The organism is Streptomyces sp. NPDC007875 (assembly GCF_042868035.1).
Lineage (GTDB): Bacteria > Actinomycetota > Actinomycetes > Streptomycetales > Streptomycetaceae > Streptomyces > Streptomyces antimycoticus.
Genome location: NZ_JBIADZ010000003.1, coordinates 161,406 through 183,573, shown reverse-complemented (window position 1 = coordinate 183,573; position 22,168 = coordinate 161,406). Strand labels below are relative to the sequence as shown.

Here is a 22,168-nt window from a genome sequence, read left to right as displayed (position 1 = left end):
CTACGGCGACGACGGATACGCCCCGGGTCAGCGGGAGATCTCGGCGTACGCGGCGAGCAGCACCGCCGGGTCCGGGCCCTCCAGGACGGTGGGTTTGGCGAGACCGTCCAGGACGATGAAGCGCAGCAGGTCACCGCGGGACTTCTTGTCGACCCTCATGGTCTCCAGCAGCTTGGGCCACTGGTCGCCGCGGTAGGTGAGCGGCAGGCCCACGGACTCCAGGACGGCGCGGTGGCGGTCGGCCGTGGCGTCGTCCAGACGGCCCGCCAGCCGCCCCAGCTCGGCGGCGAAGACCATGCCCACGGAAACGGCCGCGCCATGGCGCCAGTTGTAGCGCTCGTTCTTCTCGATGGCGTGGGCTAGCGTATGCCCGTAGTTGAGGATCTCCCGCAGCCCGGACTCCTTGAGGTCGCTGGAGACGACCTCGGCCTTGACCCGGATGGAGCGCTCGATGAGCTCGGCGGTGTGCGGACCGGCGGGGGTGCGGGCGGCGGCCGGGTCCCGCTCGATCAGCTCCAGGATCTCCGGGTCGGCGATGAAGCCCGCCTTGATGATCTCGGCGAGCCCGCTGATGTAGTCGTTGACCGGCAGCGAGTCCAGCGCGGCCAGATCGCACAGCACCCCGGCCGGGGGGTGGAAGGCGCCGACGAGGTTCTTGCCCTCGGCGGTGTTGATCCCGGTCTTGCCGCCGACGGCGGCGTCGACCATGGCGAGCACGGTCGTGGGGACGGCGATCCAGCGCACTCCGCGCAGCCAGGTCGCGGCGACGAATCCGGCGACGTCGGTGGTCGCGCCGCCGCCGACGCCGACGATCACATCGGTGCGGGTGAAGCCGGTCTGCCCGAGCGCCTTCCAGCAGTACGCGGCGACCTCGGCGGTCTTGGCCTCCTCGCCGTTGGGCAGCTGGATCGCGACGGCGTCGTACCCCTGCTCGGCGAGGTCCTGGCGGATGGCCTCGCCGGTCTCGGACAGCGCCTCGGGGTGCAGGACGGCGACGCGCTTGGCTCCCGCGCCGATCAGCCCGGGGAGCTCGCCGAGCAGCTGCCGGCCGATCAGCACCTCGTACGGCGCGGTGCCCGCGGTGCCTCCGACCTGGATGCGCGTAGGGGTCTCGGCCACAGGGGGTGTCATGCGTTCTTCAGCTCCAGTACGTCCAGGACGGCCTCGGCGACGTCCTCGGGGGTGCGGTCCTCGGTCGACACGACGGCGCGGGCGACCTCGGTGTACAGCGGGCGGCGCTGCTCCATCAGCTCGCGCCAGCGCTGGCGCGGGTTGACCGTGAGCAGCGGGCGCGGGGCGTCAAGACCGGTGCGCTTGACGGCCTCGGCGACGCCCATCTCCAGGAAGACGACGGGGAGGCCGACGAGCAGCTCGCGGGTGCCCTCGTCGAGGACGGCGCCGCCGCCCAGCGCGAGCACACCCCGGTGCTCGGCGACGGCGGTCCGTACGGCCTGCCGCTCCAGCTCACGGAAGTGCGGTTCGCCCTCGTCGATGAAGATCTCCGAGATCTCCTTGCCCGCCGTCGCGACGATGTCGGTGTCGCTGTCGCGGAAGGTGGTGCCCAGCCGCTGCGCGAGCACCTGCCCGACGGTGGTCTTCCCGACGCCCATGGGCCCGACCAGCACGACGACGGGGCCCGGGCTCACCTGCCCGCTCACCGAATGGCCAGGTTCTCGAGGAAGCCCTGCACATTGCGGTGCGTCTCGGTGACCGAGTCGCCGCCGAACTTCTCGGCGACCGCGTCCGCCAGGACCAGCGCGACCATCGCCTCGGCGACGATCCCGGCCGCCGGGACGGCGCAGACGTCGGAGCGCTGGTGGTGGGCCTTGGTCGGCTCGCCGGTGGTCACATCGATCGTGGCCAGCGCCTTCGGCACGGTCGCGATCGGCTTCATCGCGGCCCGGACGCGCAGCAGCTCGCCGGTGGTCAGCCCGCCCTCGGTGCCGCCGGAGCGGCCCGAGGAGCGCCGGATGCCCTCGTCCGTGGAGACGATCTCGTCATGGGCCTTGGAGCCGGGCACCCGCGCGAGGTCGAAGCCATCGCCGACCTCGACGCCCTTGATGGCCTGGATGCCCATCAGCGCACCGGCCAGCCGTGCGTCGAGCCGGCGGTCCCAGTGCACATGGGAGCCGAGGCCCACCGGCACGCCGTACGCAAGCACCTCGACGACACCGCCGAGGGTGTCGCCGTCCTTGTGGGCCTGGTCGATCTCGGCCACCATCGCCTTGCTCGCGTCGGCGTCCAGGCAGCGCACCGGGTCGGCGTCCAGCTTCTCGACGTCGGAGGGCTTGGGGTAGACGCCGTACGGCGCCCTCGCGGCGGCCAGCTCCACGACATGCGAGACGATCTCGATCCCGGCCGTCTCCTTGAGGTAGGAGCGGGCGACGGTGCCCAGCGCCACCCGGGCGGCGGTCTCGCGGGCGCTGGCGCGCTCCAGGATCGGCCGTGCCTCGTCGAAGCCGTACTTCTGCATACCGGCCAGGTCCGCGTGGCCGGGGCGGGGGCGGGTGAGCGGAGCGTTACGGGCGAGTCCCTCGAGGATCTCGGGGTCCACCGGGTCGGCGGCCATGACCTGCTCCCACTTCGGCCACTCCGTGTTGCCGACCATGATCGCGACCGGGGAGCCGAGGGTCAGCCCGTGCCGTACGCCGCCGATGAAGGTGACCTCGTCACGCTCGAACTTCATCCGGGCACCGCGGCCATAGCCGAGCCGCCGTCGGGCCAGGGCGTCCGCCACCATGTCGGTGGTGATCGGCACCCCGGCGGGCAGCCCCTCCAGCGTCGCCACGAGTGCGGGGCCGTGCGACTCCCCCGCGGTCAGCCAGCGCAACCTGCTCAACGGTGCTCCCTCATGCGCGTGCCTCGACGTCTTGCGGCGCGACCCGGTCCGCGCGACTCCGGCCCGCACCTCCGATCCTCCCACGACCCGGGAGTCTCATCGGTGCATGGTCCATGGGGTGGACGGTCGCGGACGGCCGGGGACGGGCCGGGGGACGGACGCGGACGGCCGGGCAGGGGCCGACGAGGGGCCCGTGAGGCGGGTCAGCGGGCCGCCAGCGCCTCGCGCATCGCGGCCAGGGGCGCGGGGGCGCGGCCCGTCATCTGCTCGACCTGGAGCACCGCCTGGTGGACCAGGAGGTCCAGGCCGCCGACGACCGAGCCGCCGCGCGCCGCCCAGGCGGCGGCGAGCGGGGTCGGCCAGGGCTCGTAGAGGACGTCGAAGAGCGCGCCGGGGCGGTCCGGTACGGACGCGGCGAGCGCGTCGGTGGTGCCCGCGGGGGTGGTGGCGATCACCAGGGGCGTGCCGAGCGCCTCGGCCGCGTCGCCCCAGTCCGCCGTGCGCACCGCGACGCCCAGCCGCTCGCCCCACTGCCGCATCTCGGCGGCGCGGGCCTCGCTGCGGACGTACGCGGTGACCTCGCCGTCGCAGATCCGGGAGAGCGCGGCCAGCGCCGAGGAGGCCGTGGCGCCGGCGCCCAGCACGGCGGCGCGCGCCACGCGCCCGACACCGCGCTCCCGCAGCGCCGCCAGCATGCCCGGGATATCGGTGTTGTCGCCGTGGCTGCGGCCGTCGTCGGTGAAGACGACCGTGTTGACGGCCTCCACCGAGGCCGCGGTGTCGGTGATCTCGTCCAGCAGCGGGATGACGGCGCGCTTGAGCGGCATGGTCAGGGACAGCCCGGCCCAGGCCGGTCCGCCGTCCTCGCCGAGGTGTTTGAAGAAGTCCGGCAGTGCGGTCTCGTCCACCTCGAAGCGGTCGTACGTCCAGCCGGTCAGGCCCAGCTCGCGGTAGGCGGCGCGGTGCAGCACCGGTGACAGGGAGTGGGCGATCGGCGAACCGAGCACCGCTGCCCTGCGGTTTTCCGACATCTTTCCTCAGCCGTTGTTCGTGCGCTGCTTATTGAACTTGTTGACCCACTTCTGGTGATCCGCGTAGGTCTTGGAGAACTGGCTCGTCTTGCCGTCGAGCGAGATGAAGTAATACCAGCCGTCGCTGGTCGGGGTCATCGCCGCCTTCAGCGCGTCGTGGCCCGGATTTCCGATCGGACCGGGCGGCAGCCCCTTGTAGAAGTACGTGTTGTACGGGTTGTTGTACTGCTTGATCTCATTGATCGGGATATCGATCTTGCTCTGGTTCTTGATGTAGTTGTACGTGGAGTCGAATTCCAGCTTGCCGTACGTCTCGGGATTCGCGGGCTTGAGCCGGTTGTAGATGACCTCGGCCATCTTCCGGAAGTCGTCGTGGGTAACGCCCTCCGCCTGGACCAGGCTGGCCACGCTGATCAGCTGGAGCGGGGAGTTGAGGCCCAGTTCCTTCGCCTTGCCCTCCAGGTCCTGGCTGCCGTAGTTCCGGTTGGCCTCGGCGACCATCTTCCGCAGCACGTCCTCGGGCTTGGCACCCTTGCCCACGCTGTAGCGGGACGGGTACAGGAACCCTTCCAGCGGATCCTTGATCTTGCTGTTGTCGTCGGCCCAGGAGGGCAGCCCGAGGTTCTTCGCCTCCTTCTTGGCGATGTCCGCGGTGGTCCCCGCCTTGACGCCGACCTTCTTGTCGATCGCCGCGTAGATCGCGGCGTCGCGCATGCCCTCGGTGACGATCAGGGCGTTGCTGCTGGTGGGGTCGAGCATCAGCTTGACCGCCGCCGCGCCGGACATCTCCTTGCGCAGACTGTAGGTGCCCGGCTGGACGAACTTGCCGCTGTCCTCCACCGCCTCGACGAAGGCGCCACTGCTCTTGACGACGCCCTTGTCGGCGAGGATCGAGCCGATCTCGGCATTGCCGGACCCGGAGGGAACCTCCACCTCGATCCGGCCGGTGCCGTCGCCCGAGTAGTCGGGTGCGGGGCCGAAGCGGGTCTGCCAGAAGTCGTAGGCGTAGTAGCCGCCTCCGCCGACGGCGCCCACCAGGACGACGGTGACGAAGAGGCACGCCACGCCGCTGCGGCGCTTCTTGGGCTTGCCCTTGCCCTTCTTCCCGCCGCGCGCGCCGGGCTCGTCGTCGTCATCGTCGTCGTCCGCCGCGTCGTCCAGGCCCCGGCCGCCGCCGTCCGTGAAGAACGGGTGGTCGTCCTCGCCGTCCGCCCGGGCGGACGACTCCTCCGGGGCCTCACGCTGGCGCGGCACCTGGTGCTCCGCGGACACCGTGGGCATCTGCTGTGTCTGCGGGGGCACATGAGCGCCCCGAGGCCCCGACGGGGCCTGCGGTGACTGCTGTTGTCCCTGGTAGGCGTCCTGGGCCGGGTAGGAAGCGCCCTGGCCCCCATAGGGGTCCTGCGGGTCCATGCCTCCGTACGACCCGTCCTGGGGCGGGTAGGGGACACCCTGGCCGGCGTACTCCTGCGGGTGCCGCTGATGCGGGTAGCCGGCGTCCTGGCCGTCCCACTGGGGCTGCTGGTGCTGCTGGTGCTGCTGGGGGTCCTGCTGATATCCGTGCGGATACTGCTGGTGCCCGTAGGGATCCTGGGCGTACGGGTCCTGCCCGTAGGAGCCCTGACCGTACGGATCCTGGGCGTATGCCTCCTGCGCATAGGGGTCCTGCGCGTACGGCTCCTGAGCGTAGGGGGCCTGCGCATAGGGATCCTGACCGGCCACCGTGGGGTGGCCGGTCCACTCTCGGTCCCCGTACAGCGGATCCTCGGGATGCCACGGTTGGGAGCCGGGTCCCCGGCCGTACTCAGTCATCGATCCCCTAGCGACGGAGGTGGCCACCGCTCGGTGTGTTCGTGGCACGGGTGGCGGCGGCCATGTCGCGCGGAACGTTACCGTACCGCGATCAGATGACCACTTCGACGGCTTCTCCGGGGGCCCTGCCCGAGACCCGCTCGGTCTCCAGCGCGCTCTGCAGGATCACCACGGCGGCTGCCTGGTCAACGACCGAGCGGCCCTTCTTCGACGTCACCCCGGAGGCGCGCAGCCCCTGGGAGGCTGTGACAGTGGTCATACGCTCGTCGACGAGCCGTACCGGCACCGGGGCGACCCGACGCGCCAACTCGCGTGCGAAGGTGCGCACTTTGGCCGCCGCCGGCCCCTCGCGCCCGCTGAGCGAGCGCGGCAGGCCGACCACCACCTCGAGCGGTTCGTACTCCTCGACGAGCGCCGCGAGCCGCTTGTGAGCCGCCGGGATGTCGCGTCCCGGCACGGTCTCCACGGGGGTGGCGAGGATCCCGTCGGGGTCGCACGAGGCGACCCCGATCCGGGCGTCCCCGACGTCGATGGCGATCCGCCTGCCGCGTCGCACGACTACCGGTCCGAATCCGCGACGAGCCGCTCGACGGCCTCGATGGCCTCGCCGACGGCGTCCGGGTTCTGGCCGCCGCCCTGGGCCACGTCCGGCTTGCCGCCGCCTCCGCCGCCGAGCGTCTTGGCGGCGGTGCGGACCAGGTCACCGGCCTTGAGACCGCGCTCACGGGCGGCCTCGTTGGTGGCGATCACGGTCAGCGGACGGCCGCCCGCCACGGTGAAGAGGGCGACGACGGCCGGGCGATCACCCGGGATGCGCCCGCGCACGTCCAGGACCAGCTTGCGCAGATCGTCGGCGGAGGTGCCGTCCGGCACCTTGGCGGCGACCAGGGCCGTGCCCCGGACGTCCTTGGCGCCCCGGGCGAGACCGGCGGCGGCCTGCAGCACCTTCTCGGCGCGGAACCGCTCGATCTCCTTCTCGGCCTCCTTGAGCTTGCTCAGCATGCCGGAGATCTTCTCCGGAAGCTCCTCGGGGCGGCCCTTGACCAGGTCGGTGAGCTGGGAGACGACCGTGTGCTCACGGGCGAGGAAGTTGTAGGCGTCCACGCCCACCAGGGCCTCGACCCGGCGCACACCGGAGCCGATGGAGGATTCGCCGAGCAGCTTCACCAGACCCAGCTGGGCGGTGTTGTGCACATGCGTGCCACCGCACAGCTCCTTGGAGAAGTCGCCGATGGTCACCACGCGCACCCGGTCGCCGTACTTCTCGCCGAACTCGGCGATGGCGCCCTGCTTCTTGGCCTCGTCCATGCTCATCACCTCGGCGGAGACGTCGAGTTCACGCGAGAGCACTTCGTTGATCTTCTGCTCGACGTCCATGAGGACCCCGCCGGGCACGGCGGCCGGCGAGCCGAAGTCGAAGCGGAAGCGGCCGGGCGAGTTCTCCGAACCGGCCTGGGCGGCGGTCGGGCCCAGGGCGTCGCGCAGCGCCTGGTGGGTGAGGTGGGTGGCGCTGTGGGCGCGGGCGATGGCGCGGCGGCGGGTGACGTCGATCCGGGCATGGACACCGGCGCCGACCGTCACCTCGCCGACCTGGACGACACCCTTGTGCACGCTGACGCCGGGCACCGGCTGCTGGACGTCCCGGACCTCCACCACGGCGCCGGTGTCCAGCTTGATCCGGCCGGTGTCGGCGAGCTGGCCGCCGCCCTCGGCGTAGAACGGAGTGCGGTCCAGGACGACCTCGACCTCGTCGCCCTCGGTGGCGGCGGGCGAGGACACCCCGTCGACCAGCAGACCGACGATGGTGGACTCGCCCTCGGTGTGGCTGTAGCCGGTGAACTCGGTCAGGCCGGAGCTGTCGGCCACCTCGCGGTAGGCGGACAGGTCGGCGTGGCCGGTCTTCTTGGCCTTGGCATCGGCCTTGGCGCGCTCCCGCTGCTCCTTCATCAGCCGGCGGAAGCCCGCCTCGTCCACCGAGAGGCCCTGTTCGGCGGCCATCTCGAGGGTGAGGTCGATCGGGAAGCCCCAGGTGTCATGGAGCAGGAACGCCTTGTCGCCGGCGAGCACGCTGCCACCGGCGGCCTTGGTGTCGGTGACGGCGGTGTCGAGGATGTTGGTGCCGGCCTTGAGCGTCTTGAGGAAGGCCGACTCCTCGGCGAGGGCTACGGTCTCGATGCGCTTGCGGTCGGTCAGCAGCTCCGGGTACTGCTGACCCATCGTCTTGAGGACGACGTCGACCAACTCGCCGACGACCGGCTGGGTGGCGCCGAGGATGCGCATGTTGCGGATGGCGCGGCGCATGATGCGGCGCAGCACATAGCCGCGGCCCTCGTTGCCGGGGGTGACGCCGTCGCCGATGAGCATGACGGAGGTGCGCATATGGTCGGCGACCACGCGCAGCGCGACGTCGGTGTCATGGGCGGCGCCGTAGGCGACCCCGGTCAGCTCGGTGGCCTTGTCCATGACGACGCGCAGGGTGTCGGTCTCGTACATGTTCTGCACGCCCTGCAGGATCATCGCGAGGCGTTCGAGGCCGAGGCCGGTGTCGATGTTCTTGCTGGGCAGCTCGCCGAGGATCGGGAAGTTCTCCTTGCCCTCGCCCGGACCGCGCTCGTACTGCATGAAGACCAGGTTCCAGATCTCCACGTAGCGCTCGTCGTTGACGGCCGGGCCGCCCTCCTCGCCGAACTCCGGACCACGGTCGTAGTTGATCTCGGAGCAGGGGCCGCAGGGGCCGGGGACGCCCATGGACCAGTAGTTCGGGCCCATGCCCAGGCGCTGGATGCGCTCGGCGGGGACGCCGATCACCTCGCGCCAGATGCGCTCGGCCTCGTCGTCCTGCTCATAGACGGTGATCCACAGCCGCTCGGGGTCGAGGCCGTAGCCGCCCTCCTCCTGGGAGCTGGTCAACAGCTCCCAGGCGTACGTGATGGCGCCTTCCTTGAAGTAGTCGCCGAACGAGAAGTTCCCGCACATCTGGAAGAAGGTGCCGTGGCGGGTGGTCTTGCCGACCTCTTCGATGTCCGGGGTGCGCACGCACTTCTGCACGCTGACGGCGCGGTCGAAGGGCGGCTTGACCTCGCCGAGGAAGTACGGCTTGAAGGGGACCATGCCCGCGGGGACCAGCAGCAGCGTCGGGTCGTCCGCGATGAGCGACGCCGACGGCACGACGGTGTGCCCGCGCTCCTCGAAGAAGCGCAGCCAGCGGCGGCGGATTTCAGCCGACTCCATCAGTGGTCCTCATTTCCGGCTTTGTGGAGCTTGTGGGGAGTGGTGTGGGTGAGCTGGGCCCGGCCGCGCTGGGCCGGGAGCTGCTTGCGGTCGTCCGGCGGTGGCGCCGAGAGCCCGAGCGCGTCCTTGAGCGCGGCCTCGCGGTCGGCCATGCCGTCCCGCACGTCGAGGGCGAAGACCTTGATCCGCCGGCCTGCCAGCACCGCGCGGTCGGCGGCCTGCGCCGCCAGACTCTCCGGGGTGAGCTGGTTGAGCTTGCGGTTGACCTTGGTGGTGGCCCACACTCCGGCGGCGACGCCGGTGGTGAACCAGAATGTGCGGCGGAACATCCGGTCTGTCAGCCCTTCGATCCACGGTTGCGGCGGCCGCCCCAGCGGGCGGACGGCAGGGTCTTGCCGATGACGACGGTGCGCGCGGGCGCGGGCTCGTCCTGCGCCCGCCCCTTGCGGCCGATCGCCCGCCGGACGCCGTAGCCGAACGCGGCCACCTTGACCAGCGGACCGCCGAAGGCGGTGGAGACGGTCGAGGAGAGCGCGGAGGCGTTGGAGGTGACCTCCTGGACGTCGGAGGCGATCGAGTCCACCCGGGCGAGCTGGGTGTTCGCCTCGCGCACGGTCGCGGACGCCTCGCTGAGCAGCGGGACCGCCTGATCGGTGACCTCCGCCAGCAGCCTGGTGGCCGCCTTGAGCGTCTGGGCCAGCCTCACCAGCGCCAGGGCGAGGAAGGACACCAGGATCGCCCAGAAGACGGCCACGAGGATCCCGGCCACCTCTCCACCGGACACGTCGCACCGCTCCCTGTCGCCGCTCGTCGTCGTTGGTCGTGTTGGTCGTGCTCGTCGTTCGTCGCCCGCCGCTCTCGGGCGGTATCCGGGCGCGGGCGGCAGGTATCGACCTTATCGCGCCACGGACGCGCACCCGAAACGGATAACGGCCGCCGGGCGCGCTCCCGGACCCGCCACCGGACAAGCCCGCGGGTTCCCCGTCGACCGGTGTCGAGGGGAACCCGCGGGCTTGGCTGGGTACTGTCCGCTCCGCCGTATCAGCGGGCGTAGTACTCGACGACGAGCTGCTCGTCGCAGATGACCGGAATCTCCTTGCGGTTGGGGTCCCGGTCGAGGCGGAAGGCGAGCGCCATCAGGTTGACCTGGAGGTAGCGCGGGGTCTCGCCGTCGGGGGCGTAACCACCCTCGCGCGCCACCTGGAAGGGGTGCTTGTCGCGGCTGCGCTCGCGGACCATCACCACGTCGTCCGGGCGGACCCGGAAGGACGGCTTGTCGACCTTACGGCCGTTGACCTCGATGTGGCCGTGGGTGACCATCTGGCGGGACTGGTAGATGGTGCGGGCGATGCCCGACCGCAGGACGAGCGCGTCCAGACGGCGCTCGAGCTCGATGACCAGTGCCTCGCCCGTCTTGCCTCCGGCCTTCCGAGCGCGGTCGTAGGCACGGGCCATCTGGCGCTCGCTGATGTCGTACTGGGCGCGCAGGCGCTGCTTCTCCAGCAGCCGGACCTTGTAGTCACTGGTCTGCTTGCGGCCACGGCCGTGCTCGCCCGGCGGGTACGGGCGGGCCTCGAAGTACTTGACGGCCTTCGGGGTCAGAGCAATGCCCAGCGCCCGCGACTTCTTGACCTTGGGACGCGACTGGTTCACGGGGAACGAACCTCCATGTAAGTTAGGTGAGCCTTACCTTAGCCGAGGAGGACGCATGTTTCGACCTGGGATCCCCCTGCCCAGCACTGGTCAGAGCCCCGAGGAGGGTCAGCCGCGTCCCATGGAAGACGCCCTGCGGCCGTCGCCGGCAGAGCGCGTACGTACTCTCGTTGAATCCAAGGCTACGGCTTCGTTGACGATTCCCGGAATCGAGGCCCCGGATGACCTGGGGGCCGACTGTCCGGCCGCCCGGACGGTCGCCCCGGACGGAGATGTGCTGCTGCTGGTCCCCAGCGGCTCCCCCGCCGCCCGGGCCGCCGCACACGCCCAGGACGACGAGCTGACCTGCGTGATGGAGATCACCGACGTCGCCCCCGTCGCGATGCCCCAGCGGATCCGCGGCCGCGCCTGGGTGGCCGGCTGGCTCTCCCCCGTCCCCTGCGGTGAGCGCACGCGCGCCGCGGCGGCGCTGCTGGCCGAGCGGCATCCGGTGGGCGAGCTGCTCGGCCTCGACCAGGCTCCCCGGCCCCGGCGGTCCGGTGGGCCGGCCGCCGGTGTGGGGCCCGCCGGGAGAGCCGCCTGGACGCTGCTGCGGCTGGAGGTCGGCGAGGCGTGCGTGGACGACCTGTGGGGTGCGGACGGCGTCGAGCCGGACGACTTCACGACCGCCGACCCCGATCCGCTCGTGCGGCACGAGGCCGATCTGCTCCAGCATCTGCACGCCGCCCACAGCGAGCAGGTGCGCGGGCTGTGCGCACTGCTCGGCGACCGCTCCGACGTGGTCTGCACCCGGGGCGCGGCCACCCCGGTGGCGCTGGACCGCTTCGGCCTGCGGGTGCGCTTCACGGACGAGGCGGACCGGCCGTTCGACGCGCGCTTCGACTTCCCCGAGCCGGTGCGCAACGTGTCCGAGCTGCGGTACGCGATGCACGCCCTGTTCGACGCGGCGACGAGCTGAGCCTGCAAGTGAGGTGATCGGCGGGGTGAGCGGGTGCGGCGGCCGCCGGGCGGTTCGCTACGACGAGGCCGGGGCCGGACCGTCGGCGGACGGCGGCGGGTCGCCCCGCAGCCGCGCCCGCACCCGCTCCACCACATCCGCGTACCGCGCCTCGGCGCCGTACCGCGTGGGCTCGTAGTACCGCTTGCCGTGGATCGTGTCCGGTGCGTACTGCTGCGCCGCGATGCCGCCCGGCAGATCGTGCGGGTAGAGATAGCCCTGTGCGTGGCCGAGTTTCTTGGCGCCCTGGTAGTGGCCGTCGCGCAGATGCGGCGGCACCGGCCCGGCCAGGCCCGCCCGCACATCCGCCAGCGCCGCGCCGATCGCCGTGGTCGCGGCGTTGGACTTGGGCGCGAGCGCCAGGGCGATCGTGGCGTGGCTCAGGGTGAGCGCGGCCTCCGGGAAGCCGATCAGGGCGACCGCCTGCGCCGCCGCCACGGCGGTGGGCAGGGCGGTCGGATCGGCGAGGCCGATGTCCTCGCTGGCCGAGATCATCAGCCGGCGGGCGATGAACCGCGGGTCCTCCCCCGCCTCGATCATCCGGGCCAGATAGTGCAGGGCCGCGTCCACGTCCGAGCCGCGGATGGACTTGATGAGGGCGCTGGCCACGTCGTAGTGCTGGTCGCCCGCGCGGTCGTACTTCACCGCGGCCCGGTCGACCGCCTCCTCCAGCGAGGTGAGGGTGACCTCGGACTCGCCCTTGTCCAGGGCCGCCCCGGCGCCCGCCTCCAGCGCGGTGAGCGCCCGCCGGGCGTCGCCGCCCGCTATGCGCAGCAAATGCGCCTCGGCGTCCTCGGGGAGGGTGACCGCTCCGCCGAGCCCGCGCTCGTCGGTGAGCGCGCGCCGCAGCAGCCCGCGCAGATCGTCGTCGGTCAGCGGCTCCAGGGTGAGCAGCAGCGAGCGGGAGAGCAGCGGGGAGATCACGGAGAAGTACGGATTCTCGGTGGTGGCCGCGATCAGCGTCACCCAGCGGTTCTCCACGGCGGGCAGCAGCGAGTCCTGCTGGGCCTTGCTGAAGCGGTGGATCTCGTCCAGGAAGAGGACGGTGTCCCGCCCGTACGCCCCGGAGGAGCGGCGCGCGCCGTCGATGACGGCCCGGACCTCCTTGACCCCCGCGGTGATGGCCGACAGCTCGACGAAACGCTTCTGGGTGGCCTGGCTGACCACATACGCCAGCGTCGTCTTGCCGATGCCCGGCGGGCCCCAGAGGATCACCGACGACGGCCCGGCCGGACCTCCACCGCCCTCGCCCACGAGCCGGCGCAGCGGCGATCCGGGGCGCAGCAGATGCTGCTGGCCCACGACCTCGTCGAGGGTGCGCGGACGCATCCGCACGGCCAGCGGGCTGCTGGCCGGATCTTTCTCCTGGCGGTCCTCTGCGGCGGCGGTGAACAGGTCTGGCTCCACGACGGGAAGCCTATGCCAACCCTCCGACAACGCCGCCGGCCCGCCGCCGGGCCCGGGGGTTCAGCCGCCGGGCCCAGGGTTCGGAAAGCGCGGGCTTCAGCCCTGAGCGCCCGTCCAGAAATCCCACCAGCGGGTCAGGATCAGCATCCCGATGACCCCGATCCACATCACCGGGACCACCCAGTGGAACTCCATGAGCCCGCGCCGCAGGCCGTCGGGGGCGGGAAGGTATCCGTGCTTGAGGTTGTGGCCGGTGACGTAGCAGAACATCACGATGGTGGCGACCCAGGCGAGGCAACACCACAGGCACAGCGAGCCGATGACGTACAGCGACTCGTACTGCAGCCAGGTCACGAAGCCGACGCCGAAGAGCGTGCCCGCGTTGAAGGTCAGCCAGTACCAGCGCGGGAAGCGCGCCCCGGTCAGCAGGGACATGCCCACGCAGATCACGATGCCGTAGGCGACCAGGCCGAGCATCGGGTTCGGGAAGCCGAACGCCTGCGCCTGGTCGCTCTCCATGATGTTGCCGCAGGAGACGACGGGGTTGAGGCTGCAGCCGGGCGTGAAGACCTTACCGTCGGCCTTGTACTCGAGGATCTTGTTCTTGTCGATCGTGATGACCCAGGCGGCGAGGAGCCCCAGCGCACCGGTGATCACGAGCAGAAGGGCGAAGGCGCGACTGCCCCCCGTCCCGGTCCGCACGCCCTCCCGCGCCTCGCCGGACTCCACGTCGTCCACCACTGTCGTCGCCATACTCGCCGTCCGTCGCTCTCCACCGTGTTCAGCCCCGCCGGGCACGGCCATTGTGCCGCACCCGCCCCCGCCGTACGGCCCGCTCATCCAGGCCATGCCATGGTGCCCTGTCCCCCGTTCGGAGGACATAAGACGGGCTTCCCGGTCGTCCCGGGGACCGACGGGGCACCGTCACGCTCATGGATATGGCAGACGAAGCGATACGCGTGCGCGGACTGCGCAAGCGCTATGGCGCCGTGACCGCGCTGGACGGCGTTGACCTGGGCATCCGGCAGGGCGAGGTACTCGGCGTCCTGGGGCCCAACGGGGCGGGCAAGAGCACCGCGGTGGAGATCCTCCAGGGCCATCGGAGCCGGGACGCGGGGGAGGTCACGGTGCTGGGCCGGGACCCCGCCTCCGGGGGACGGGAATGGCGTTCCCGGATCGGCATCGTTTGGCAGGATGAATCCGCCCCGGCCGAGTTGACGGTGCGCGAGACCGTGCGGCATTTCGCCCGCTACTACCCGCGCCCGCGCGACCCCGACGAGGTCATCGGCCTGGTCGGACTGGAGGCCAAGGCGGGCAGCCGGGTCAAGGCGCTGTCGGGTGGCCAGCGGCGCCGGCTGGACGTGGCACTCGGGGTGATCGGCGATCCGGAGCTGTTGCTGCTGGACGAGCCGACGACGGGCTTCGATCCGGCGGCGCGGCGGCGGTTCTGGGAGCTGATCCGGCGGCTGGCCGACGAGGGCACCACGATCGTGCTCACCACGCACTATCTCGACGAGGCGGAGGCGCTGTCCGACCGGCTCGCGGTCATCGCCAAGGGCAAGGTCGTCGCCGAAGGCGCACCGGCCGAGCTGCGCGAGCGGCACGGAAGCCGGCCGACGGTCCACTGGATCGAGCCCGGCGACGGGGCGCACCAGGAGGAGACGGAGACCCCGACCCGTACCGTCGCGGAGCTGATGCGCCGCTTCGACGGGGAGGTTCCGGGGCTGCGGATCTCCCGGCCGACCCTGGAGGACGTCTATCTGCGGCTCACCGGACAACTCGACGAGCAGCCCGGGGAGGGCACGCGATGACCACCACGCGCACCACCTCCTCCGGTGCCCGGCACACCGCCGCGGCCGCCCCCGCGCGGCTGCCCGGCGCCTGGACCCTCGGGCTGCACCGGGGCGGCCTCGAGCTCAGGCAGTTCTTCCGCCAGCGCGAACAGGTGGTTTTCACCTTCGCCTTCCCCGTCGTCTTCCTGGCCCTGTTCGCCTCGATCTTCCGGAACGATGTGCGGGGCGCGGGCGTGACCGCCTCTCAGCTGTATGCCGCGGCGATGATCGCGTCGGGGGTGATGTCGACCAGCTTCCAGTCGCTGGGCGTCTCCATCGCGCTCGAACGGGACGAGAAGGTGCTGCGGCGGCTGCGCGGTACGCCGATGCCCCCGGCCGCGTACTTCCTCGGCAAGCTGTGGCTGGTCCTGGTCTCCGGGATCGCCGAGACGGTGCTGCTGCTGGCCGTCGGCGCCGCGCTCTTCGACCTCGATCTGCCCACGGGCGCGGCCACGTGGTTCACCTTCGCCTGGGTCTTCGCCCTCGGGCTGACCGGTTGTGCGCTGCTGGGCATCGCGATCAGCAGTGTGCCGCGCTCCGGTAAGAGCGCCACTTCGGTGGTGGTCCTGCCGTTCCTGGTGCTGCAGTTCGTCTCCGGCGTCTTCATCTCGATCGACACGCTGCCCGGCTGGATGCTGAATGTGGCCGCCTTCTTCCCGCTGAAGTGGATGTGCCAGGGTTTCCGCGGGGTGTTCCTGCCGGAGTCGGCGGCCGTGCTGGAGCAGGCGGGCTCCTGGGAGTACGGGCGGATCGCCCTGGTGCTGGGCGCGTGGTGCGTCGGAGGATTGGTGCTGTGTCTGCTGACCTTCCGTTGGAAGAGCCACCGGGACGGCTGAGCGGACCGGCCGGCCCTCGCGATCCGGACGTGTACAACCACACCTACCGCCGCTGGGACGTCTATTTCGCGATCGTGTTCGCGGCCACGTTCCTGTTCGTCCTGAGCGGATCGGACCCCGGGACCGGACCGCGCGCGGTCGCGGCGGCCTTCTTCGCCGCGACCGCGCCGTGGTACGTGCTGGTGGGCCGGCCGGTGCTGCTGACGGAGGGCGAGGACCAGTCCCGCGCGCTGGTCTATCTGGTGGGGGTGTTCCTGCTGTTCGTGGTGCCCGCGGCGCTGGTCGGGGAGACCCGGATCGCCATCTTCGCGCTGACGCCCCAGTGCTTCATGCTGCTGCGGATGCGCAGGGCATTGATCGCCGTCACCGTGATCAACGTCGTCCCGGTGGTGGTCTGGGCGCTCGTGGAGCGACCGGGTTCCGGGGATCTGTTCTTCAACTCCCTCTTCGCGGCGGTCTCATGGGCCTTCTCGCTGATCATCGGCAGCTGGATCATCATGGTCCTCCAGCAGAGCACCGAGCGCGCCCGGCTGATCGCCGAACTGGATGCCAGCCGCGAGGAGGTGGCCCGGCTGTCGGCCGCGCACGGCGCCCTCGCGGAGCGGGAGCGGCTGACCCGGGAGATCCACGACACCCTCGCCCAGGGCTTCACCAGCCTGCTGATGCTCGTTCAGGCCGTGGAGTCGGAGCTGGACCACGACATGCCGCTGGCCCGCCGCCACTTGGGCCTCATGGCCGCTACGGCCCGGGAGAACCTCGCGGAGGCCCGCGCCCTGGTCGCCGGGGTGGGCCCGGCCGACCTGGACGGCAGTTCACTCCCCGACGCGCTGCGGCGGCTGGCCGCGCGGCACGGGGAGCAGACCGGCTCCCCCGCCCGCGTCGAGGTCTCGGGGGCGGTCCGGCCGCTGCCCGCCGCCGTGGAGGTGGTGGCGCTGCGCGGCTGCCAGGAGGCGCTGTCCAACGCCCGGCGGCACGCGGGGCCGGGCGCCGCCGTCACCATCGCGCTCGGCTACGGCGGGGACGCGCTGCGGCTGCGGGTCCGGGACACCGGCCGCGGCTTCGATCCGGGCGCCCCGCGCGAGGGCTACGGCCTGGCCGGGCTGCGCGCACGGGCGGGCGAGGTGGGCGGCACGGCGGAGGTGGCCGCCGCCCCGGGTGAGGGCACGACGGTCGCGCTCGAACTGCCCGTCCGGCCGACCGCCCCGTCCCCCCATCCCACCCGGCCGGCGCCATGAACGCCGACGGTATGAACGAGGAGCACACGGTGATCCGGATCCTGATCGCGGACGACCACCCGGTGGTGCGAGAGGGGCTGCGCGGCATGCTCGGCGCCGAACCCGATCTGACGGTCGTCGGCGAGGCGGACAGCGGGCCGCGGGCGGAGGCACTGTGCGCCTCGCTGCGGCCCGATGTGGTGCTGATGGACCTGCGGATGCCGGACGGGGGCGGCGTGGAGTCGATCGCCCGGATGACCGCCGCCGGGCTGCCGTCCCGCGTGATCGTGCTGACCACGTACGAGACGGACGGGGACATCCTGCGCGCGGTGGAGGCGGGCGCGGCAGGCTATCTGCTCAAGGACATGGCCCGTGCCGAACTGGCCGAGGCCGTACGCTCCGCCGCTCGCGGCGAGACGGTCCTGGCCCCGTCCGTCGCTGCCCGGCTCATGGACCAGCTGCGCGACCGGCCCGAGCGCCCCCGTCTCTCCGAACGGGAGACGGCCGTGCTGCGGCTGGTCGCGCAGGGGTGCACCAACGCGGAGATCGGACGACGTCTGTTCATCGGCGAATCGACGGTGAAGACCCATTTGCTGCGGGTCTTCGGCAAGTTGGGCGTGGACGACCGCACCGCGGCGGTCACCAGCGCGATGCGGCTGGGCCTGCTGTAGGGGCAGCGAAAGGGGGCCCGGGGATTCGCCGGGCCCCCTTCGAGCGTCGTTCAGGCGAGGCGCGAGCGGAGCGCCTCGACGACCTCGGCCAGGGGCACCGGCGCCTGCTCGCCGGACTCCATGTCCTTCAGCTGGACCACGTCCTCGGCGAGGTCGCGCTCGCCCGCCACGATCGCGTAGCGCGCACCGCTGCGGTTGGCCGCCTTCATCGCGGCTTTGAGGCCCTTGCCGCCGTAGGCGAAGTCCGTGGCGACACCCGCCGTGCGGAGCTCGCCGACCACGCCGAACAGGACCTTCCTGGCCTCGTCCCCCAGCGGCACCGCGAAGACGCTGACCGCATCGGGCAGGTTCAGCTCGATGCCCTCGGCCTCCAGCGCCAGCACCGTACGGTCCACGCCGAGCGCCCAGCCCACCGAGGGCAGCGCCGGGCCGCCGATCATCTCGGACAGCCCGTCGTAGCGGCCGCCGCCGCCGACCGCGGACTGCGAGCCCAGCCCGTCGTGGACGAACTCGAAGGTGGTGCGGGTGTAGTAGTCCAGGCCGCGCACCAGCTTCGCATCGTCCTCGAAGACCACGCCCCGCGCGGTGATCAGCTCGCGGACCTCCGCGTGGTACGCCTTGCACTCCTCGCACAGGTAGTCGCGCAGCAGCGGGGCGCCGGTCAGTTGCTCGCGCACCGCCTCGCGCTTGTCGTCCAGCACCCGCAGCGGGTTGATCTCGACGCGCGCCCGGGTGTCCTCGTCCAGGTCGAGGCCGCGCAGGAAGTCCTGGAGGGCGGCCCGGTAGACGGGGCGGCAGGTGGCGTCGCCCAGCGAGTTCAGCAGGATGCGGAAGTTCCGCAGCCCCAGCGAGCGGTACGCGTCGTGGGCCAGGATGATCAGCTCGGCGTCCAGGGCCGGGTCCTCGGCTCCGATCGCCTCCGCGCCGACCTGCGAGAAGTGGCGGTAGCGGCCCTTCTGCGGCCGTTCGTAGCGGTAGTACGAGCCCGAGTACCAGAGCTTGACCGGCAGGGATCCGGCCTTGTGCAGATTGGCCTCCAGTGCGGCGCGCAGCACCGAGGCGGTGCCCTCGGGGCGGAGCGCGAGCTCGTCGCCGCCCTTGGTGGTGAGGGTGTACATCTCCTTGGTCACGATGTCGGTGGACTCGCCGACGCCGCGCGCGAAGAGCTCCACGTTCTCGAAACCGGGGGTCTCGATGTAGCCGTAGCCGGAGCGCTTGAGCGGTGCGGCGATCGCCTCGCGCACCGCCAGGTACGCCGCGGAGGCCGGCGGGATCAGGTCATACGTGCCCCGGGGGGCTTTGAAGGTGCTCAACGGAAGTCTCTCGTCACATTCCTCGTCGCGGAGCCGGGCGCTGCGCGCCGTCTCCCAGGCCGGCGGCCACCTCGCGCAGATACGGGTTGGTGGCGCGCTCACGGCCGATGCTGGTCTGGGGGCCATGGCCGGACAGCACCACGGTCGAGTCGTCGAGCGGCAGGACCACACGGGCCAGCGACTCGAGTATCTCGGCGTGATCGCCGCCGGGCAGATCGGTGCGTCCGATGGAGCCGGCGAAGAGCAGATCGCCCGAGAAGAAGACGGACGGGACGTCCGCCTGCTCGGGCATCCGGAAGGTCACCGACCCCTTGGTATGGCCCGGGGCGTGCGCGACGGTGAGCTCGAGACCGGCCAGCTGCAGCTCGGCGCCGTCGGCCAGCTCCTTGACGTCGTCCGGCTCGCCCACGGTGAGTTCACCCATCAGCGGCATGCCGATGGAGCGTCCGAATGCCTTCTCGGGGTCGCTCATCATGAAGCGGTCGGACGGGTGGATCCAGGCCGGTACGTCATGCGCGCCGCAGACCGGGACGACCGAGGCGACATGGTCGATATGGCCGTGGGTGAGGACGACGGCGACGGGCTTGAGCCGGTGCTTGGCGACCGCCTCCTCGACGCCTTGGGCCGCCTGATGGCCCGGGTCGATGATCACGCACTCCTCACCGGCGGCGGGGGCGACCAGATAGCAATTGGTCCCCCAGGCCCCGGCGGGGAACCCGGCAATGAGCACGATCGTCCTTAGAAGTCGTCCGGTGGAAGATTGTCGGCGGCTTCAGAGCCTACCGGCGGCGCCCCCACCACAGCGAACCCGTATACGGTACGGCCGAGCCCTCACGCACAACAGCAGGACACTGACGGCACACGCCTTGAGGAGACGACCCGGTGGTCAGTAACGAGCAGCGGCGGCGGCAACTCGCCCGGGAGAAGTACCTTCGCCAGCAGCAGCGGCGCGAATCCGCCCGGCACAAGACGCGCCAGCGCAATGTCGTGATCGCCGCCGTACTGGCCGTGGTCCTGGCCGGTGGCGGTGCCATCGCGGCCACGGGCGCGCTGTCCGGGAGCGACAAGGACAAGACGAAGGACGACGCCGCCGCGTCCGGCACCCCCTCGGCCGCCCCCACCAGCAAGGCGCCGGATCCCTGTGCCAAGGAGGCGAAGGCGGTCGCGGACAAGAAGCCGAAGAAGCTGTCGTGGAAGAAGGAGCCGGCGCTCACGGTCGACAAGTCGGCCTCCTACACGATGAAGCTGGAGACGACCTGCGGGGACATCTCCGTGGCCATGGACGCCGGCAAGGCTCCGCACACGGTCAACTCCTTCGGCTTCCTGGCGGGCAAGGGCTACTTCGATCACACCAAGTGCCACCGGCTGGTGAACTCGGGGATCTACGTGCTGCAGTGCGGTGACCCGCAGGGCACCGGCGCGGGCGGCCCCGGGTACACCCTGCCGGACGAGAACCTGAAGGACCCCTCGATCAAGAGCGGCAAGTACCCGGCCGGGACCGTAGCCATGGCCAACCAGTACAACCCGCAGACCAAGCAGGGCAAGAACACCGGCGGCAGCCAGTTCTTCCTGGTCTACAAGGAGAGCGAGCTCCCGCCGTACTACACGCCCTTCGGCACCGTGGACAAGGCGGGGATGAAGGTCCTGAAGAAGATCGCCGACGCCGGGGCGGGAGCCCCGGACCAGACGATGAACACCGCCCCCAACGCCAGCGTCGTGATCAACAAGGCGACGGTCGGCAAGTCCTGAGGTCGCCGACGCGCGTACTGCGAAATTTCGGTCGCGCAGGATACGGACAGCCGGGGCACCGGTCGCCTATGTTGGCGTTGTGTAGGGTGCCTGCCCCGGAGGCCGCCACCCTGCCGTGAGACCGGCCAGGGCGCATCCCGGCCGGAAGAAACTGTGGACGATGCCGGCGGGCCGCGCGCCCGCCCCGGCATCATGTGGAGGAGGCGCTGTGAGCAGCGAGCCTTGGGGCCGCGTCGACGAGGCGGGGACCGTATACGTGCGGACGGCCGACGGTGAGCAGGTCGTCGGATCGTGGCAGGCGGGATCGCCGGAAGAGGCCCTCGCCTACTTCGAGCGCAAGTACGACGGTCTGGTCGTCGAGATCGGTCTCCTCGAGCGCCGGGTCAAGACCACCGATCTGTCGGCCAAGGACGCGACGGCGGCCATCGACCACATCCGGCACCAGGTCGACGAGCATCACGTGGTCGGCGATCTGGACGCGCTGAGGAAGCGGCTCGACAAGCTCGCCGGGGACGTCGAGGCCCGCCGCGAGCAGCGCAAGGCGGCCAAGGCGGTCCAGGCCGACGAGGCCCGCAGGGCCAAGGAGGACCTGGTCGCCGAGGCCGAGCAGCTGGCGGCCAGCGAGCAGTGGCGGGCGGCCGGGGAGCGGCTGCGCGCCCTGGTGGACACCTGGAAGGGCCTGCCGCGCCTGGACCGCAAGACGGACGACGAGCTGTGGCACCGCTTCTCGCACGCCCGCTCGGCGTTCTCCAAGCGCCGCAAGGCGCATTTCGCGGCCCTGGACGCACAGCGCGAGGAGGCCCGTCAGACCAAGGAGAAGCTGGTCGCCGAGGCCGAGTCGCTCTCCGGCTCCACCGACTGGGGTCCGACCGCCGCCCGGTACCGGGAGCTGATGGCGGACTGGAAGGCCGCGGGCCGTGCGCAGCGCGAGGCCGAGGAGGACCTGTGGAACCGCTTCCGCGGTGCGCAGGACATCTTCTTCCAGGGGCGCAGCGAGGTCTTCGCGGAGCGCGACGCCGAGCAGCGGGAGAATCTCACCCGTAAGGAGGAGCTCGTCGTCGAGGCCGAGAAGCTGCTGCCGATCTCGGACCTGAAGGCGGCCCGCGCGGCCTTCCGGTCGGTCAACGAGCGGTGGGAGGCCATCGGCCATGTGCCGAGGGACGCCCGGGCCCGGATCGAGGGCCGGATCCACGCGGTGGAGCGCGCCATCCAGGAAGCCGAGGAGGCGGAGTGGCGGCGGACCAACCCCGAGGCGCGGGCGCGCGCCCAGGGGCTCACCGGGCAGCTGCAGGACGCCGTCGACAAGCTGCGTGCCCAGATCGACGCGGCCCGCGCGGCGGGGAACAACGCGAAGGCCGACAAGCTCTCCAAGGAGCTCGAGGGCCGGCAGGCGCTGCTGGACCAGGCGCTGAAGGGTCTGCAGGAGTTCGGCGGCTGATGTCGATCCGCTGATCCGGCCGATACGACGGCGGGGGGGGGCCCCCCGGGGCGGGGGGCGGGGGGCCCCCCGCGGGTTGGGTGCGGGGGCGGGGGGGGCGCGGGGGGGGGGCGCGGGGGGCCCCGGGAGGTGGGGTTAGCCCCCG

Annotated in this window: 21 protein-coding genes; 7 read left to right on the top strand and 14 right to left on the bottom strand. The window is 71.5% G+C overall.

Features of this window, described 5'->3' with window-relative positions; translation table 11 throughout:
* Window positions 1-27: 27 nt before the first annotated feature.
* The 10 genes from aroB to rpsD all read right to left on the bottom strand — a co-directional run bounded on the left by aroB (window position 28) and on the right by rpsD (window position 10,566).
* Complete coding sequence (gene aroB, locus ACFYOY_RS07795) at window positions 28-1,131, bottom strand: 3-dehydroquinate synthase (protein ID WP_351897686.1); 1,104 nt, start codon at window positions 1,129-1,131, stop codon at window positions 28-30.
* The gene (locus ACFYOY_RS07790) at window positions 1,128-1,646 is read right to left on the bottom strand and encodes a shikimate kinase (RefSeq protein ID WP_388585497.1); all 519 of its coding nucleotides are present in this window, start codon (window positions 1,644-1,646) and stop codon (window positions 1,128-1,130) included. Before ACFYOY_RS07790 ends, aroB begins: the two co-directional genes overlap by 4 nt.
* 8 nt (window positions 1,647-1,654) lie before the next feature.
* Entirely contained in the window at window positions 1,655-2,839 is a 1,185-nt protein-coding gene (aroC, locus tag ACFYOY_RS07785) for a chorismate synthase (RefSeq protein ID WP_351897680.1), read from the bottom strand.
* A gap of 203 nt (window positions 2,840-3,042) precedes the next feature.
* Window positions 3,043-3,870, bottom strand: a complete 828-nt coding sequence (locus ACFYOY_RS07780) for a shikimate dehydrogenase (protein ID WP_351897675.1) — start codon at window positions 3,868-3,870, stop codon at window positions 3,043-3,045.
* Window positions 3,871-3,876: 6 nt separating this feature from the next.
* Window positions 3,877-5,682: an endolytic transglycosylase MltG gene (gene mltG / locus ACFYOY_RS07775; RefSeq protein WP_351897669.1), complete on the bottom strand. Its 1,806-nt coding sequence runs from the start codon at window positions 5,680-5,682 to the stop codon at window positions 3,877-3,879.
* Between the two features lie 91 nt (window positions 5,683-5,773).
* The gene (gene ruvX, locus ACFYOY_RS07770) at window positions 5,774-6,238 is read right to left on the bottom strand and encodes a Holliday junction resolvase RuvX (protein ID WP_014056249.1); all 465 of its coding nucleotides are present in this window, start codon (window positions 6,236-6,238) and stop codon (window positions 5,774-5,776) included.
* Between the two features lie 2 nt (window positions 6,239-6,240).
* Entirely contained in the window at window positions 6,241-8,913 is a 2,673-nt protein-coding gene (alaS, locus tag ACFYOY_RS07765; protein ID WP_351897659.1) for an alanine--tRNA ligase, read from the bottom strand.
* Window positions 8,913-9,242, bottom strand: coding sequence for a DUF6167 family protein (locus ACFYOY_RS07760; protein WP_093466156.1), 330 nt, complete (start codon window positions 9,240-9,242; stop codon window positions 8,913-8,915). The genes alaS and ACFYOY_RS07760 overlap by 1 nt, the downstream gene beginning before the upstream one ends.
* Before the next feature lie 8 nt (window positions 9,243-9,250).
* On the bottom strand, window positions 9,251-9,697 hold the full coding sequence (locus ACFYOY_RS07755) for a DUF948 domain-containing protein (RefSeq protein ID WP_059146791.1): 447 nt from the start codon (window positions 9,695-9,697) through the stop codon (window positions 9,251-9,253).
* A gap of 257 nt (window positions 9,698-9,954) precedes the next feature.
* Window positions 9,955-10,566, bottom strand: coding sequence for a 30S ribosomal protein S4 (gene rpsD, locus ACFYOY_RS07750; protein ID WP_014056245.1), 612 nt, complete (start codon window positions 10,564-10,566; stop codon window positions 9,955-9,957).
* A 193-nt stretch (window positions 10,567-10,759) separates the two neighbouring features.
* Between rpsD and ACFYOY_RS07745 the strand changes: the two genes are divergently transcribed.
* Window positions 10,760-11,524: a DUF2470 domain-containing protein gene (locus ACFYOY_RS07745; RefSeq protein ID WP_351897646.1), complete on the top strand. Its 765-nt coding sequence runs from the start codon at window positions 10,760-10,762 to the stop codon at window positions 11,522-11,524.
* A 57-nt stretch (window positions 11,525-11,581) separates the two neighbouring features.
* Here the strand turns inward: ACFYOY_RS07745 and ACFYOY_RS07740 are convergent, their stop codons facing one another.
* Both ACFYOY_RS07740 and ACFYOY_RS07735 read right to left on the bottom strand, forming a co-directional pair.
* Window positions 11,582-12,970, bottom strand: a complete 1,389-nt coding sequence (locus ACFYOY_RS07740) for a replication-associated recombination protein A (RefSeq protein ID WP_388585490.1) — start codon at window positions 12,968-12,970, stop codon at window positions 11,582-11,584.
* 96 nt (window positions 12,971-13,066) lie between these two features.
* Window positions 13,067-13,723: a vitamin K epoxide reductase family protein gene (locus ACFYOY_RS07735; protein ID WP_351897637.1), complete on the bottom strand. Its 657-nt coding sequence runs from the start codon at window positions 13,721-13,723 to the stop codon at window positions 13,067-13,069.
* Window positions 13,724-13,902: 179 nt separating this feature from the next.
* Here ACFYOY_RS07735 and ACFYOY_RS07730 point away from each other — a divergent pair, with 179 nt between their 5' ends.
* From ACFYOY_RS07730 to ACFYOY_RS07715, 4 genes are read left to right on the top strand one after another with little or no spacing between them, the layout of a single operon-like run.
* Window positions 13,903-14,781, top strand: a complete 879-nt coding sequence (locus ACFYOY_RS07730) for an ABC transporter ATP-binding protein (RefSeq protein ID WP_388585486.1) — start codon at window positions 13,903-13,905, stop codon at window positions 14,779-14,781.
* Window positions 14,778-15,638, top strand: a complete 861-nt coding sequence (locus ACFYOY_RS07725) for an ABC transporter permease (protein WP_388585483.1) — start codon at window positions 14,778-14,780, stop codon at window positions 15,636-15,638. Before ACFYOY_RS07730 ends, ACFYOY_RS07725 begins: the two co-directional genes overlap by 4 nt.
* Window positions 15,596-16,873, top strand: coding sequence for a sensor histidine kinase (locus ACFYOY_RS07720; protein WP_351897620.1), 1,278 nt, complete (start codon window positions 15,596-15,598; stop codon window positions 16,871-16,873). Before ACFYOY_RS07725 ends, ACFYOY_RS07720 begins: the two co-directional genes overlap by 43 nt.
* A gap of 29 nt (window positions 16,874-16,902) precedes the next feature.
* Window positions 16,903-17,523 (top strand): response regulator transcription factor, encoded by a 621-nt coding sequence (locus ACFYOY_RS07715; RefSeq protein ID WP_351898233.1) that lies wholly within the window; start codon window positions 16,903-16,905, stop codon window positions 17,521-17,523.
* A 50-nt stretch (window positions 17,524-17,573) separates the two neighbouring features.
* Here ACFYOY_RS07715 and hisS read toward each other — a convergent pair whose 3' ends face one another.
* Window positions 17,574-18,836: a histidine--tRNA ligase gene (gene hisS / locus ACFYOY_RS07710; protein WP_388585479.1), complete on the bottom strand. Its 1,263-nt coding sequence runs from the start codon at window positions 18,834-18,836 to the stop codon at window positions 17,574-17,576.
* A 13-nt stretch (window positions 18,837-18,849) separates the two neighbouring features.
* On the bottom strand, window positions 18,850-19,566 hold the full coding sequence (locus ACFYOY_RS07705) for an MBL fold metallo-hydrolase (RefSeq protein ID WP_137968318.1): 717 nt from the start codon (window positions 19,564-19,566) through the stop codon (window positions 18,850-18,852).
* A gap of 152 nt (window positions 19,567-19,718) precedes the next feature.
* Between ACFYOY_RS07705 and ACFYOY_RS07700 the strand changes: the two genes are divergently transcribed.
* Together ACFYOY_RS07700 and ACFYOY_RS07695 are read left to right on the top strand one after the other, a co-directional pair.
* The gene (locus ACFYOY_RS07700; RefSeq protein ID WP_351897612.1) at window positions 19,719-20,585 is read left to right on the top strand and encodes a peptidylprolyl isomerase; all 867 of its coding nucleotides are present in this window, start codon (window positions 19,719-19,721) and stop codon (window positions 20,583-20,585) included.
* Window positions 20,586-20,793: 208 nt separating this feature from the next.
* The gene (locus ACFYOY_RS07695; protein WP_351897609.1) at window positions 20,794-22,023 is read left to right on the top strand and encodes a DUF349 domain-containing protein; all 1,230 of its coding nucleotides are present in this window, start codon (window positions 20,794-20,796) and stop codon (window positions 22,021-22,023) included.
* The last annotated feature ends 145 nt before the right edge of the window (window positions 22,024-22,168 follow it).

Excerpts from the sequence above, each read along its gene's own strand:
- aroB (WP_351897686.1), bottom strand. The coding sequence starts at position 1,131 with ATGACACCCCCTGTGGCCGAGACCCCTACGCGCATCCAGGTCGGAGGC.
- alaS (WP_351897659.1), bottom strand. The coding sequence starts at position 8,913 with ATGGAGTCGGCTGAAATCCGCCGCCGCTGGCTGCGCTTCTTCGAGGAG.
- ACFYOY_RS07780 (WP_351897675.1), bottom strand. The coding sequence starts at position 3,870 with ATGTCGGAAAACCGCAGGGCAGCGGTGCTCGGTTCGCCGATCGCCCAC.
- mltG (WP_351897669.1), bottom strand. The coding sequence starts at position 5,682 with ATGACTGAGTACGGCCGGGGACCCGGCTCCCAACCGTGGCATCCCGAG.
- ACFYOY_RS07730 (WP_388585486.1), top strand. The coding sequence starts at position 13,903 with ATGGATATGGCAGACGAAGCGATACGCGTGCGCGGACTGCGCAAGCGC.
- ACFYOY_RS07725 (WP_388585483.1), top strand. The coding sequence starts at position 14,778 with ATGACCACCACGCGCACCACCTCCTCCGGTGCCCGGCACACCGCCGCG.
- ACFYOY_RS07760 (WP_093466156.1), bottom strand. The coding sequence starts at position 9,242 with ATGTTCCGCCGCACATTCTGGTTCACCACCGGCGTCGCCGCCGGAGTG.
- ACFYOY_RS07735 (WP_351897637.1), bottom strand. The coding sequence starts at position 13,723 with ATGGCGACGACAGTGGTGGACGACGTGGAGTCCGGCGAGGCGCGGGAG.